The 13,118-nt window shown below is 69.2% G+C and carries 12 protein-coding genes; 5 read left to right on the forward strand and 7 right to left on the reverse strand.

Features of this window, described 5'->3' with window-relative positions; all coding sequences use genetic code 11:
* Nucleotides 1–40 precede the first annotated feature (40 nt).
* The 3 genes from I2487_RS14600 (at nucleotide 41) to I2487_RS14610 (ending at nucleotide 3,260) form a co-directional block, all read left to right on the forward strand.
* Complete coding sequence (locus I2487_RS14600; protein ID WP_207170390.1) at nucleotides 41–709, forward strand: GntR family transcriptional regulator; 669 nt, start codon at nucleotides 41–43, stop codon at nucleotides 707–709.
* A 71-nt stretch (nucleotides 710–780) separates the two neighbouring features.
* Nucleotides 781–1,782: an aldo/keto reductase family protein gene (locus tag I2487_RS14605; protein ID WP_207170389.1), complete on the forward strand. Its 1,002-nt coding sequence runs from the start codon at nucleotides 781–783 to the stop codon at nucleotides 1,780–1,782.
* 314 nt (nucleotides 1,783–2,096) lie between these two features.
* Entirely contained in the window at nucleotides 2,097–3,260 is a 1,164-nt protein-coding gene (locus tag I2487_RS14610; RefSeq protein ID WP_207170388.1) for a hypothetical protein, read from the forward strand.
* Between the two features lie 33 nt (nucleotides 3,261–3,293).
* Here I2487_RS14610 and I2487_RS14615 read toward each other — a convergent pair whose 3' ends face one another.
* Together I2487_RS14615 and I2487_RS15615 are read right to left on the reverse strand one after the other, a co-directional pair.
* Nucleotides 3,294–3,878 carry an acyl-CoA thioesterase gene (locus I2487_RS14615; protein ID WP_207170387.1) on the reverse strand — a complete coding sequence of 195 codons (585 nt, stop codon included), beginning with the start codon at nucleotides 3,876–3,878 and terminating at the stop codon, nucleotides 3,294–3,296.
* 55 nt (nucleotides 3,879–3,933) lie between these two features.
* A complete protein-coding gene (locus I2487_RS15615; RefSeq protein WP_207170386.1) occupies nucleotides 3,934–4,743 on the reverse strand; it encodes a winged helix-turn-helix transcriptional regulator in 810 nt (269 codons plus the stop codon).
* Between the two features lie 245 nt (nucleotides 4,744–4,988).
* On the opposite strand from I2487_RS15615, the gene ald reads away from it, so the two are divergent.
* Entirely contained in the window at nucleotides 4,989–6,101 is a 1,113-nt protein-coding gene (gene ald, locus I2487_RS14625) for an alanine dehydrogenase (protein WP_207170385.1), read from the forward strand.
* Between the two features lie 48 nt (nucleotides 6,102–6,149).
* Here ald and I2487_RS14630 read toward each other — a convergent pair whose 3' ends face one another.
* Nucleotides 6,150–7,265 carry an enoyl-CoA hydratase/isomerase family protein gene (locus tag I2487_RS14630; protein ID WP_207170384.1) on the reverse strand — a complete coding sequence of 372 codons (1,116 nt, stop codon included), beginning with the start codon at nucleotides 7,263–7,265 and terminating at the stop codon, nucleotides 6,150–6,152.
* A 90-nt stretch (nucleotides 7,266–7,355) separates the two neighbouring features.
* On the reverse strand, nucleotides 7,356–8,201 hold the full coding sequence (locus tag I2487_RS14635) for an HpcH/HpaI aldolase/citrate lyase family protein (protein WP_207170383.1): 846 nt from the start codon (nucleotides 8,199–8,201) through the stop codon (nucleotides 7,356–7,358).
* Nucleotides 8,202–8,758: 557 nt separating this feature from the next.
* On the opposite strand from I2487_RS14635, the gene I2487_RS14640 reads away from it, so the two are divergent.
* A complete protein-coding gene (locus I2487_RS14640) occupies nucleotides 8,759–9,469 on the forward strand; it encodes a GerMN domain-containing protein (RefSeq protein ID WP_207170382.1) in 711 nt (236 codons plus the stop codon).
* Here I2487_RS14640 and I2487_RS14645 read toward each other — a convergent pair.
* From I2487_RS14645 to I2487_RS14655, 3 genes are read right to left on the reverse strand one after another with little or no spacing between them, the layout of a single operon-like run.
* The gene (locus I2487_RS14645) at nucleotides 9,466–10,971 is read right to left on the reverse strand and encodes a dihydrolipoamide acetyltransferase family protein (RefSeq protein ID WP_207170381.1); all 1,506 of its coding nucleotides are present in this window, start codon (nucleotides 10,969–10,971) and stop codon (nucleotides 9,466–9,468) included. The two genes, I2487_RS14640 and I2487_RS14645, sit on opposite strands and share 4 nt — an antisense overlap.
* Nucleotides 10,972–10,973: 2 nt before the next feature.
* A complete protein-coding gene (locus I2487_RS14650) occupies nucleotides 10,974–11,969 on the reverse strand; it encodes an alpha-ketoacid dehydrogenase subunit beta (RefSeq protein ID WP_207170380.1) in 996 nt (331 codons plus the stop codon).
* On the reverse strand, nucleotides 11,966–13,102 hold the full coding sequence (locus I2487_RS14655; protein WP_345941451.1) for a thiamine pyrophosphate-dependent dehydrogenase E1 component subunit alpha: 1,137 nt from the start codon (nucleotides 13,100–13,102) through the stop codon (nucleotides 11,966–11,968). Before I2487_RS14655 ends, I2487_RS14650 begins: the two co-directional genes overlap by 4 nt.
* Nucleotides 13,103–13,118 lie beyond the last annotated feature (16 nt).

Consider the following 13,118-nt stretch of genomic DNA (forward strand, 5'->3'; position numbering starts at 1 on the left):
TATGAATACCCGTGAAGATTGTCAACAATCCGGAGATATCATGAGCGTCGCGTCAGGCTTCCAGCCCGTCCCCCGAGAGTCCACATCCGCGCTGATCACCCGACAGCTGCGCGAAGGGATCATGCGCGGCACGCTGCCCGCCGGCGCCCAGCTCTCCGAGGTCAGCCTGGCGGCGGAGTTCGGCGTCAGCCGCGGCCCGCTGCGCGAGGCCATGCAGCGCCTGGTCCAGGAGGGCCTGGTGCGCAGCGAGCTCAATCGCGGACTCTTCGTCAAGGAGCTGGACGAGACAGAGATCCGCGACCTCTACCTGACCCGCACCGCGATCGAGACCGCCGCAGCACGCGCGGTGGCCCACGGCGAGACGGTGACCGAGAGCCTCGAACGCCTGCGCGCCCGCGCCAGGGCGATGGCCGAGGCCGCGGCCGCCGAGGACCTGCAGGCGCTGGCAGATGCGGACTTCGCGTTCCACGAGGAGCTGGTCAACCTGGCCGGGAGCCCCCGGCTGCACCGGGTCCACGAGACCCTGATGGTGGAGACCCGGATGTGTCTGACCGCGCTGCAGGGGACCTACTTCGACCCCGAGGACCAGGTCTCGGAACATACACGCATCGTCGAGGCCATCGCGGCCGGCGATGACGCCGCGATGGTGCGCGAGATCGAGGAGCATATGCAGGAGGCCCTGGATCGCCTGGTCAGAGCGGCTCGATGAACCCTGCACACACCCCTGGAACCTCGCACCCACCCATGGTCCAGCGCCGCAGACGGCGATAGGGTCAGAGGATGGAATTCAGATACCTCGGACATTCAGGCTTGAAGATCTCAGAGATCACCTATGGCAACTGGCTGACCCATGGCTCGCAGATCGAGAACGATGTGGCCACCCAGTGCGTCCACGCCGCGCTGGACGCCGGGATCACGACCTTCGACACCGCTGACGTCTACGCCAACACCGTGGCCGAACAGGTCCTCGGCGATGCGCTCGCCGGGCAGCGCCGGGAGTCCCTGGAGATCTTCACCAAGGTCTACTTCCCCACCGGCCCCAAGGGTCACAATGACACCGGGCTCTCTCGCAAACACATCCTGGAATCGATCAATTCTTCACTGACCCGGCTCGGCACCGACTACGTCGATCTCTATCAGGCGCACCGCTATGACTACGAGACGCCGCTGGAGGAGACCATGCAGGCCTTCGCCGACGTGGTGCGCTCCGGCAAGGCGCTCTATATCGGGGTCTCGGAGTGGAACGCCGAGCAGCTGCGTGCGGGACACGCGCTGGCCAAGGATCTGGGTGTGCAGCTGATCAGCAATCAGCCGCAGTACAACATGCTCTGGCGCGTGATCGAGCCCGAGGTGGTCCCGACCTCCGAGGAGCTCGGCATCTCGCAGATCGTCTGGTCACCCATCGCCCAGGGCGTCCTGACCGGGAAGTATCTGCCGAATCAACCTGCTCCGGAGGGCTCCCGCGCCTCGGACCAGGAGGCCGGAAAGTTCATCGAGCGGTACATGGACGACGAGATCCTCACCGCGGTGCAGAACCTCAAGCCGATCGCCGCGGATCACGGCCTGGATCTCGCGCAGCTGGCCGTGGCATGGGTGCTGCAGAACCCCAACGTCGCCTCGGCGCTGGTCGGCGCCTCCCGCCCGGAACAGATCTCCGGAAACGTCGCGGCCGCCGGCGTCCGCCTCGACGATGCCGCGATGCATGCCATCGACGCGGTGATCGGCGATCTGGCCGAACAGGATCCACGTCTGACCAAGTCCCCTGAGACGCGCATCGGCTGACGCCTGCCTCCCCCAGGGTCTCCCGACACGACGAGACGCAGGCGGCACCCGACCCGCCCGGCCGCGCACCGCACCGCGCTGGTTGGGCGCTGAACGGGCGCTGGATGGGTGCCGGATGGGTGCCGCCTGCGTCTCAGGATGCGGGAGCCTTTACCGTTTCGTTATGAAAATGCGAGCCCAAACCGTAGACTGGCCGCTGGATTGAAGACATGGACAGCCGCCTGAACATGGCGCGCAGCTACACACCGGTGCGGGGGCGGATCTGAATGAGACCAGGAGCACGTTGGCTCGGCCCGCTCTGCTGCACGGCCCTGGTGAGCACCGCGCTCCTGGCAGGCTCCACGGCGGCCGTCGCAACCGGGGATGAGGGAGCTGCAACCTCCGCCTCACCCACCCCGGAGCCCACTCCAGAGCAGCTGGACCCCACGACGGAGCCCACGGATGCGCCATCCGGACTGGGGATCCCTGATCCGGAACCCTCGGGGTCGCAGCCCACCGACTCCGAGGAGTCTCAGCCCTCCGAATCTCAGCCCACGGAGTCTCAGCCCACCGAGCCTGAACCCACCGAGCCTGAACCCACTGAGCCGCTCCCCACAACTCCCGCGCCCACCGATCCTGGGACCCCGGAGCCTGAGCCCGAACCGGAGCCCGAACCGGAGCCGGAGCCGGAGCCCACAGAAGAAGAGACTCCGCCGCCGTTCCCCACCGATCCGGAGCAGCCGAGCCCCGCGCCCACCCAGCCTGAGGCCTACCTCAGCTGCGGCTCCGCCTTCGCGGCGCCGGGCCAGACCGAGACGCTTCGTCTGCAGATGAGCAGCGGGCTGACCGACCTCACGGTCGGCTCGAGCCTGACCGGGGCAACCATCTGGGTCGAGGACGGAGTGGTCTACTACCAAGCGCCCTCACCACTGCCGCCGGGTGCCTCACAGGACGACTTCTCGATCCGGGCGCTCACCCCGAGCGGCGAGCGGGTCTCCGACCGATGCAACATCGGACTGCAGTCCAGCGCAGAGGACGCCGAGGACCTGCCCCAGCCAACCCCGCCCCAGCCGGTTGAGCCCGAGCCGATCGCGCCAGAGGAGCCCACCACCGGTGAGGACCTCGAGGCCCCGGGCCGACCAGAGACCTCAGCCGCACCGGAGTCGACCGAGACCCCGGGCACCGCGAGCACACCCGCGGAGCCCGAGCAGAACTTCAGCGGCCCACCAATACCAGGGATGCCCGACTACTCGCTCCCGCAGCCGGGACTACCCAGCACCGAGCCCTCGGCGTCGGACTCACAGCCGACCCCGGACCGCGAGAGAGCCGGGGAGTCGGGGCGGGAAGGCGACACTGGGCAGGAGGAGGACTCCGAGCTGGCCGCAACCGGACTGAGCACGCTGCATGCGGTCACCGCCGTGGCCCTGGCCCTCTTCGCCATCCTTGCTGGTGCCGCCGCGGTGATCCTGGCCAGTCGCCGGTCGCGCTCGCCCCGCTGATCCACTGAGCCGCCGAGCCGCCGAGCCGCTGCTTCAGGACCGCCCTGCGGTGTGGGAACTCTGCTCCCAGGTGTTGGGTGCAGGCTTCCGGGCGGCCGGAAGCGCCGCATCGCGCCGCCAGGACTGAAGCTCCTGGCTCACCGTGAGATCCTCGGGCACCTCATGGCCGAGCTCCCGGATGACGCCGAGGATATCGGCATTGGAGACCGGCCCGTCACTGGAGAGCAGCCGTCCCGCGACATGGGCCCGCACGTAGATCTCACCGTCGAGAACTGCTCGCTGCTCGAAGTAGAAGCACTTCTCATCGAAGCCGATCATTCGGGTGTGGATCTCGAACCGCTTCATGAACGTGACCGAGCGCCGGAAGGTGATCTGTTCCGCTTGGACCACCGGGGACCATCCGCGACTGCGCATCTGCGCCCAGAGTCCGCAGCGAGCCATCAGATCGAAGCGACCCAGGTCAAAGAGCGAGAAGTATTGGCCGTTGTTGATGTGCAGCGCGATGTCGACGTCGGTGGGCAGGGCGCGCAGCGGGAGCACCGAGGATTCCCAGGGAGTCATGGTGGGTCGACGGCGGGCGCGGAGCAGCACCAAGAGGGTGCGGAAGATCACATGCATAGGAGCAGTCTGCCATAAGCTACCAGCGGGTAATAAGTTGGCCGCCGCCCGAGCGTCAGGGCGTGCCGGCGGAGGACGCGGAGGTCAGGCCGGAGGGCCCGTGCTCGGCGGGACGCAGCACATAACCGGCGCCTCGAACGGTGTGGATCATCCGGGGCATATCGGCCTCGATCTTCTTGCGCACGTAGGAGATGTAGAGCTCCACGATGTTGGCCTGTCCGGCGAACTCGTACTCCCAGACCTGCTGCAGGATCTCAGCCTTGGGGAGCACCGTCCGGGCATGGCGCATCAGGAGCCGAAGCAGGCGAAACTCGGTGTCTGAGAGGTCGATGTCTCGACCGCCGCGGCGCACGGTGCGCGCGGCGGTGTCCAGCTCGAGATCCCCGACTAACAGGCGCTCCCCCTCGGTGCGTTCCGGAAGCCGCGCCGTGATGAAGTGGAGCCGTCGCAGCGCCTCGGGGACCGAGATGGGTCCCGTCATATGGTCGTCCTGCGGGCGCACGGTCTCGAGCAGTCCCTGCAGGTCGACGTCGGCGTCGAACCAGTGCAGCACCGCGGAGGGCTCGGTGTTCGCGCGCAGATCCTCCAGGACCCTCTCGACATCGCTGACCCGCCTGCTGGAGCGCGCGTCCACCACGAAGAGTCCCGGGGCATCGACCTGCAGCGCCTGCCGGGCAGTCTCCGCGCTCGAGGCCAGCAGCACCTTCACATCGATCCCCCGCAGCCGCTGGCTCAGCTCCGAGGCCGCCGGGGAGGGCCCGCCGAGGATGAGCACCGGCGAGGAGATCAACAGCGCGGCCGGTGCTGAGTGCGCAGACGCGGTCGGGAGCCCGTGCAGCGGCCCGGAACTGTTCTCACCCGCCATCACACCTCCCGCATCGCTGGACCAAACTGCCTCCTCAGGACGTGGCAGATGTCCAGGAACTCTACAGACTGCCAAGCCCTGAGCCTAGGGTGAAGTCCCAGACTCAACAACAGCTTCACCCCTGAGCCCTCAAGAGCCGGCATGGGTTTCATGAAAGACTGGACTCGGTGACCGACATCACCCTTGATCTGTCACCGGTTCACCGCAGCGCACACGCCCCACCCGGCATATATCGAGGAGAACAGATGATCATCGGAGTCCCCGCCGAAGTGAAGAACAATGAGTTCCGCGTGGCCCTGACCCCGGCCGGCACGGTCGACCTCACCGCCCGTGGGCACCGGGTGCTGGTCGAGAGCGGAGCCGGCACCGGCTCCGGCTTCACCGATCAGGACTTCCGCGCCGCGGGCGCGGAGATCCTCGACGGCGTCGATGAGGTCTGGGAGCAGGCGGAGATGGTCCTCAAGGTCAAGGAGCCGCAGGCCGAGGAGTTCCCCCGGATGCGGGCCGGGCAGGTGCTCTTCACCTACCTGCACCTCGCGGCAGAGCCCGCCTGCGCCCGCGCGCTGCAGGAGCGCGGCGTCACCGCGATCGCCTACGAGACCGTCACCGGCACCCACGGCCTGCCGCTGCTGGCGCCGATGAGCGAGGTCGCCGGGCGACTGGCCCCCCAGGTGGGCGCGTATCACCTGATGCACTCCCAGGGTGGTCCCGGCATCCTGATCGGCGGTGTCCCGGGCGCGCGTCCGGCGAAGGTGGTGGTCATCGGCGGCGGCAAGGCCGGAGAGCAGGCGGCGCTGACCGCGCTGGGCATGGGCGCCGACGTGACCGTGCTGGACCTGAACATCGAACGTCTCCGGGAGCTCTCCGCGCTCTCCGGGCGCGGGCTGACGACCCTGGCCTCGAACACCCTGACCCTGACCGAGGAGGTCGCGGCCGCGGACCTGGTGATCGGCTCGGTGCTGGTGCCCGGAGCGACCGCGCCGAAGCTGGTGACCCGTGAGATGGCCGCGGCCATGCGTCCCGGCTCGGTGCTGGTGGACATCGCCATCGATCAGGGCGGCTGCTTTGAAGGGTCGCGCCCCACCACCCACGCCGACCCGACCTTCACCATCGGGGAGCAGATCTACTACTGCGTGGCGAACATGCCCGGGGCGGTGCCGCACACCTCCACGGCTGCGCTGACGAACTCCACGCTGCGCTTCATCTTCGCCCTGGCGGACAAGGGCTGGAAGCAGGCGCTGCGCGAGGACCCGCACCTGGCCAACGGACTCAACGTGCACGCAGGCGATCTCACCAACGCCCCGGTGGCCGAGGCACTGGGGGCGCGGTACCGCGCCCTGGCCGACGTGCTGGCCTGACCGGCTCCCGACCGCCAGCGGCCGAAGCGCCTCAGAGGCTGAAGCGCATCAGAGGCTCTGGCGGTCGGCCAGCCGACGTCCCGGCACCTCGGTGAAGTAGGTCTCCACGAGCTCGGCATTCACCTCGTGGATCTCGGCAGGGCTCCAGCGCGGGGCCCGGTCCTTGTCGATGATCTGCGCCCGGATGCCCTCGCGGAAGTCCCAGGAGCGCAGCATGTGCACCGCGATGGTGAACTCAGCCTGGAGCGCGACCGGCAGCGTGAGCTCCTCGGCGTCCCGGATGGCGCGATGCGCGACCTTCAGCGAGACCGGAGACTTCTCTCGCAGCGACTTTGCGGCGATCGCCGCGGCCTCCTGGCTCGCGGCGAGCTCATCCAGTCGCTGGAGCACCCCCTCCACGCTCGGTTCGGCGTAGGCGTCATCGATCCAGCCGCGCGAACTCTCCAGCGTGGAGGTACGGGAGCTGCGAGTGAACCGGGGCAGCACCGCCTCCACCGGCTCGGTGCTCAGTGCCTGGGTCAGCTCCGGCAGCGTCTCGCTCGGGACCTCGACGTCGGCAAGGCCCAGCGCGATCGCGTCGGCCGCGTCGAGATGCGAGCCGGTGAACCCTGCGTGCAGCCCCAGCCGGCCAGGCGCCCGGGAGAGCAGCCAGGTGCCTCCCACATCGGGACAGAATCCGATCGTGGTCTCGGGCATCCCGGCGCGAGTGCGCTCGGTGACGATCCGATGCGAGCCGTGGGCGGAGACTCCGATGCCGCCGCCGAGCACCAGGCCGTCCATCAGTGCGATATAGGGCTTGGGATACTCGGAGATGGCGAGGTTGAGCGCATACTCATGGGCCAGGAACGTCTCGCTGGCAAAGTCGGCGGCGTACCCGGGGACGCCTGCGGGCAGGATCCCGCCGCCGTCCTGCTTCTGGAGCGCGACCATCTCCTGGTAGAGGCTGGCCACATCCCCACCGGCGCAGAGCCCACGGTCTCCGGCGCCGCGGATCAGCACCTGGAGCACCCGATCATCCTCGGCCCAGTCCTGCAGCTGGACCAGCATGGACTCACACATCAGCTGGGTCAGCGCATTGACCGCCCGGGGGCGATTCAGCGTGATGATGCCGAGGTGTCCGCGCAGCTCAAAGGCCACATCGCCGGTATACGTCTCCCTGCCCATGTGAGCGAGGTTACACGGGGTGGGTGCATCTGGCCCAACAGAGCCCTCGGAGAGAGTCTCGCGGCGCGGGTCAGGCCCGCAGGGGGCGGATCAGGCGTTCCAGAGACCGTAGGAGTCCGCCAGGGAGGCGATCTTCTGAGCGCGTGCCAGGCGCGGGAGGTAGGAGCCGTCGCCGATGGAGCCGCCGGCCTCGTGGGCCTCGATCAGCTCGCGGGCCCAGTTCAGCTCATCCGCCGAGGGCGCCAGTCCGGTGTTGATGTGCTCGACCTGGGCTCGGTTGAGCGAGAGCTTGCCGGTCATCCCCATGCTGGCGGTGACCTGGCAGGCTTCGGCCGTCTGCTCCGGGTCGGCGTCTGCCGCCGTCGGGCCGTCGATGGCTCCGGGGAGTCCGCCGACGCGCGAGGCGATCACCAGGCGGGCTCGTGCATAGGCCAGCGCCATCGGATCCGCGGAGACTCCGACGTCCTTGCGGAAGTCATTGGTGCCGAAGGCCAGCCGGAAGGTCCCCGGGGCCGAGGCGATCTGCGTGGCGTTCTCCACCCCGAGGGCGGACTCGATGAGCGCGATCACCGGGGTGCCGGCACGCAGGCGCATGGCGGTGTAGGTCACCTGCTCGGGATGCTCGGTCTCGGCCAGCATCACTCCGCGCAGCCCCTCGGCGCGCGAGAGGGCCGCCAGGTCGGCCTCCCAGTGCTCGGAGGTGGTGGGGCTGACCCGCACCCAGGCCGTCATCCCGCCGTTGAGCGCGCGCAGCACCGCCTCGCGGGCCGCGACCTTCCCATCATCGGGAACCGAAGCCTCCAGATCGAAGATCACCGAATCGGCCTCGCTGGCCAGCCCGGGAGCGAAGTCCTGCTCCCTGGCGGCGTTGATCAGCAGCCACGAGCGGGAGAGTTTGGCGGGCAGCGCAGCCGCGCGACGGTTCCGGATGGGCATTGCCCCAGCCTACCGGAGAAGGCCGGGACGGCTGGCGGCGGGTGGCCTGGGTCACCGCTGGGTCGCCGCTGGGTCGCCGATGGGTCAGCCACTGGGTCAGCCGCATCCCGGGAGCATGTCTCGACCCCGGGATTCAGAGGTGTTGACATCGGCGAGACCGGACCTCAGAATAAGATCAATTGAACTTCAAGTTTGAAATACATCGCTTGGACTTCGATTCCGGACGCGGCTCCAGGTTTCCCCGAATCACCTGGCCGACGTCGCCCCGTGGGGAGGAGCTGCTGGCTGGGTGCAGGACCGCCGCCCCGGTCTGCACCCGGTCTCCTCGACCACACAGCGGGTGGAAGGCGACCCCCGTCACCGCGCCTTCCACTCGCAGGGGCCCGGGAGCGCCGGTCCGGACGTGCCGGCCCTCACCCACCGCCCTCACCCGCAGCTCTCACCCACCTCCCTCACCCGCTGCTCCAGGCCTGCCGCTCGGCCCGGCGCGGGATCCGAGCCGCTGCTCAGCGGGCCATGGATTCGGTCTGCGCGGGTGCAGCTTCTATTGTGGTGCCATGACCCTGACCTCCCGGCGCCGTGCATATGCCCGGCTCAGCGCTGGCTGCCTCGGGCTCGCGGTGCTGATCGTCGGCTGCGGCTCTCCAGATCCAGCTCCGGAGGAGCCGGAGGCGCCGAGCAACGCGATCCAGCAGCCCGAGGTCGAGGCTGACGACTCGGTGCGGCTTCCGCTGGCCATGGTGAGCCCCGACGGGCAGGCTCAGGCGGCTCCGCTGGACGGCAATGGCACCCTGGAGGACGAACAGGCCCCCGGCAGCCCGGTGGAGGAGACCCCTGAGGGCACCGCCGCGCAGGAGATCGAGATTGCCCGGACCGCGCCCTTCGGCTGTGACGACACCGTCTCGGTGGTCCGCTCCGTGCCGATGGTCACCGAGGACCCCGCGACGGCGGCCCTGGAGTTCCTGATCGATGACCAGCTCTCCTCCCACGGCTCACCGGCGTTCCTGAACCCGCTCGCCGCCTCCGAGGAGCTCAGCGTGGAATCGGTGGAGGTCGAAGGCGATCTGGTGCGCGTGGCCCTGAGCGGCGAGCCGGTCACCGAGGGGGAATGTCAGTCCTGGCAGATCCTGACCCAGATCGAGACCACGGCCCGCGTCGCGACCGGGGCCAGCTCCAGCGAAGTCACCGTGGACGCCGAGCCGCTGGCCGAGCTGTTCGGGCTTCCGGCCGACCGGGAGCCCCTGGAGATCCTGGAAGTCACCCGCTAGTCGATCAGCAGGCCCGGCTGCTCCATGACCGCGGCGACGTCGGAGATGAACCGCCCGGCGAGATCGCCGTCGATCAGCCGGTGATCGAAGGAACCGCCGATCACCATGACATCGCGCGGCACGATCTGTCCCTCCACGACCCAGGGCTTCTTCCGCACCGCGCCGAGCGCCACGATCGAGGCCTGGCCCGGGGGAAGGATCGGGGTTCCGCTGTCCAGTCCGAGGCTGCCGATGTTGGTGATCGAGACGGTGCCGCCCTGCATCTCTCCCGGAGTGGTCCTGCCTTCGCGGGCGTCGATGGTCAGCTGGGTCAGCGCCGCGGCCAGACCGCGGGTGTTGAAGGCATGGGCCTCGTGGATCACCGGCACCACCAGCCCCCGCGGGGTCGCGGCGGCGATCCCGAGGTTCAGGTAGTTCCGCAAGGTGTAGTGCGTGTCATGCCAGGTGGCATTGACCTGCGGGTTGCGCCGAGCCGCCCAGATGATCGCCTTGGCCGCGAAGAGCATCGGGGACACGCTGAGCCCGGCATAGGAGGGGTCGTTCTTCAACGCCTGGCGCAGCTCCATGGTGCGGGTGACGTCGACCTCCTTGAACACCGAGACATGCGGCACGGTGGTCGCCGAGGCGGTCACGTTGCGCGCAGTGGCCTTGCGCACGCCACGGACCTGGATGTTCTCCTCGCGGGGCCCGTCATAGAGCAGGCCCGCCTCCTCCGGGGTGGTCTTGCGCCGCCCCGGGGCAGGCGCCCCGGGCGCGGGGACCTGGCCGGAGGCGCGCTGTTCCAGCTTCTGCCTCGCCTGACGCTCCACGTCGTCCCGGGTGATCTGCCCGTTGCGTCCGGAGCCGACGAGCTCCCAGACGGCGACGCCGAGCCGCTTGGCCAGGGCCCTCACCGGAGGGCTGGCCCTGGCGACGATGTCGGCGATGTCGGGGTAGCCGCCGCCGGCAGGTGCCGGGGAAGCGATATCGAGACCCTCCAGGTCCACCAGGTCAGGTGAGGTGGACCGGGTGCGTGTGCGGCGCACGGCGGAGTCCGCCTTGGGACCGGAGCCCACCAGGGCTTCGTTCTGCGCAGGGCTCTCCGGGGCCTCCCGGGCGGCAGCGTCGCGCTCGGCACCCTCACGCTTCTGGGCGGCGGACTTCTTCGCCCGGGCCGAGCGTGAGCGGCCCGGCTTCTCTTCGGCGGCGGGCGGCTCGGCGGGCTCCTGCGCCGCGGGCTCGGCGGCCGCTTCCGGGGCAGAGCCCGCGTCCGGCGTCGCTTCACCCTCGGCGGCGATCCGGATCAGCGGCGCCCCCACCTCGAGCGTCTCGCCCTCTGCGGCGAGCAGCTCGGTGACCACCCCGGCGAAGGGCACCGGCAGCTCGACCAGCGACTTGGCGGTCTCGATCTCGACCACGATGTCGTTGACCTCGACGGTCGCACCCACGGTGGTGCGCCAGGTGACGACCTCGGCCTCGGTCAGGCCCTCGCCGACGTCGGGAAGGTTGAAGGTCTCAGCCATGCTCAGGCACTCCTCTGGTAGCTGAAGCTGCGGTCCACGGCCTCGAGCATCCGGTCGATGTCCGGAAGGTACCGGTGCTCCTGGGCTGAGGGTGGATACGGCATATGGAATCCGCCCACGCGCAGCACCGGTGCCAGCAGCCGGTGGTGCGCCCGCTCGGCGACCCGTGCGGCGATCTCGCCGCCGATGCCGCCGAAGGTCGGCGCCTCGTGGGCGACGATGAGCCGCTGGGTCTTCGCCGCGGAGCGCGCGATGGTCTCGTCGTCGAGCGGGCTGATCGAGCGGATGTCCACCACCTCGATGCTGCGGCTCTCGGCGCGGGCGGCCTCGGCGGCGGCCAGCGCCACCGGAACCAGCGGGCCGTAGGTGGCGATGGTGGCGTCGGTGCCCTCGCGGAGCACCTGGGCGCGGAACGCGTCCGGCGCCGGGTTGTCCAGGTCGACCTTCCCCTTGAGCCAGTAGCGTCGCTTCGGCTCCAGGATGATCACCGGGTCATCGCTGACGATCGCCTGACGAGTCATCCAATAGGCGTCCTGCGGGTTGGACGGGGCCAGGATGCGCAGCCCGGCGGTGTGCGCGAAGAGCGCCTCCGGGGATTCCGAATGGTGCTCGATCGACCCGATGTGTCCGCCGTAGGGCAGCCGAATCGTGACCGGGACCTTGACCCGACCGTCGGTGCGGTTGTGCATCTTCGCCAGCTGGGTGGTGATCTGGTTGAACGCGGGGAAGACGAAGCCGTCGAACTGGATCTCGGCCACCGGGCGGTAGCCGCGCATCGCCATGCCGATGCTGGTACCGACGATGCCGGACTCCGCCAGCGGGGAGTCGATCACCCGGTGGGGGCCGAACTCGGCCTGCAGCCCCTCGGTGACCCGGAAGACTCCGCCGAGCGCGCCGATGTCCTCGCCGATGAGCAGCGTCTTCTGGTCCGCGGCGAGCTCATCGCGCAGGGCCGCGGTGATCGCCTTGGCCATGACCATCTCTTTGATCGCGCTCATCCTGCGGTGCCCGCCTCCGTCTGCTCTTCCGCGAATCCTGCTTCGTAGTCCTTCAGCCAGGCCTTCTCGGTCTCCACCTGGCGGTGCGGCTCCGAGTACACGGTGTCGAAGACGCGGTCCAGGTCGATCGGCTCCAGGGCCAGCACGGACTTGCGCATGTCCGCCGCGAGGTCCTTGTACTCGGCGTCGACCTCGGCGAAGAAGCCCTCGTCGGCGTGGCCTGCGGAGCTGAGCCACGAGCGGTAGCGCGCGATCGGGTCCCGGCCCTTCCAGAGCTCCTCCTCCTCGGAGCTGCGGTACTTCGTGGGGTCATCGGCGGTGGTGTGGGCGCCCATCCGGTAGGTGACCGATTCGATGAGCTTGGGCCCGCTGCCGGCCCGGATATCCCCGGAGAGCTTGGACGCCACCGCGTAGCTGGCGAGCACATCGTTGCCGTCGACCCGCACGCCTTCGAACCCGTAGCCCTTGGCGCGATTGACCAGCGGTCCGCGGGACTGGGTCCGGGTGGGCACCGAGATCGCCCAGTGGTTGTTCTGGATGAAGTAGAGCAGCGGCAGCTCATAGGAGGCGGCGAAGACCATGGATTCGTGGGCGTCGCCCTGGCTGGTGGCGCCGTCGCCGATGCAGGCCACGACGATCTCGTCCTCGGCGCGGTCCCGGGGCACGCTGTCGGTGCGCCGGTCCTGCTTGATGCCCATGGCCCAGCCGGCGGCGTGCAGGGTCTGCGAGGCCAGCACCAGGGTGTAGACGTGGAAGTTGTGCTCGCGCGGGTCCCAGCCGGTGTGCCGGGTGGCCCGGAACATGGTCAGCAGCTCCTCGGGGGAGATTCCGCGGTAGAGCGCCATGGCGTGCTCGCGGTAGGTGGGGAAGACCATGTCGGAGGACTTGATCGCCGCGATGGTGCCCACCTGGGCGGCCTCCTGGCCCAGCGCCGGGGCCCAGAGCGCCAGCTGTCCCTGACGCTGCAGCGAGGTGGCCTCGGCGTCGAGCCGACGCTCCATCGCCATATAGCGATAGAGCTCGCGCAGCTTCTCGGCGCTCAGCTCCGCGATGAACGGGCTGTAGACCTCGTTCTCGGCGAGCTTCCCCTCCGGGGTGAGCAGCTGGACGGGCTGCACCTCTTCTGGCTGCACAGTGTGATCCTCTCCG

Origin of the sequence: Nesterenkonia sp. E16_10 (assembly GCF_017347085.1) — a bacterium.
GTDB lineage: Bacteria > Actinomycetota > Actinomycetes > Actinomycetales > Micrococcaceae > Nesterenkonia.

Coding starts and splice junctions, on each gene's coding strand:
- I2487_RS14635 (WP_207170383.1), bottom strand. CDS start 8,201: ATGCCCATCCGGAACCGTCGCGCGGCTGCGCTGCCCGCCAAACTCTCC.
- I2487_RS14600 (WP_207170390.1), top strand. CDS start 41: ATGAGCGTCGCGTCAGGCTTCCAGCCCGTCCCCCGAGAGTCCACATCC.
- I2487_RS14605 (WP_207170389.1), top strand. CDS start 781: ATGGAATTCAGATACCTCGGACATTCAGGCTTGAAGATCTCAGAGATC.
- I2487_RS14630 (WP_207170384.1), bottom strand. CDS start 7,265: ATGGGCAGGGAGACGTATACCGGCGATGTGGCCTTTGAGCTGCGCGGA.
- ald (WP_207170385.1), top strand. CDS start 4,989: ATGATCATCGGAGTCCCCGCCGAAGTGAAGAACAATGAGTTCCGCGTG.
- I2487_RS14645 (WP_207170381.1), bottom strand. CDS start 10,971: ATGGCTGAGACCTTCAACCTTCCCGACGTCGGCGAGGGCCTGACCGAG.
- I2487_RS14615 (WP_207170387.1), bottom strand. CDS start 3,878: ATGCATGTGATCTTCCGCACCCTCTTGGTGCTGCTCCGCGCCCGCCGT.
- I2487_RS14650 (WP_207170380.1), bottom strand. CDS start 11,969: ATGAGCGCGATCAAAGAGATGGTCATGGCCAAGGCGATCACCGCGGCC.
- I2487_RS15615 (WP_207170386.1), bottom strand. CDS start 4,743: ATGGCGGGTGAGAACAGTTCCGGGCCGCTGCACGGGCTCCCGACCGCG.
- I2487_RS14640 (WP_207170382.1), top strand. CDS start 8,759: ATGACCCTGACCTCCCGGCGCCGTGCATATGCCCGGCTCAGCGCTGGC.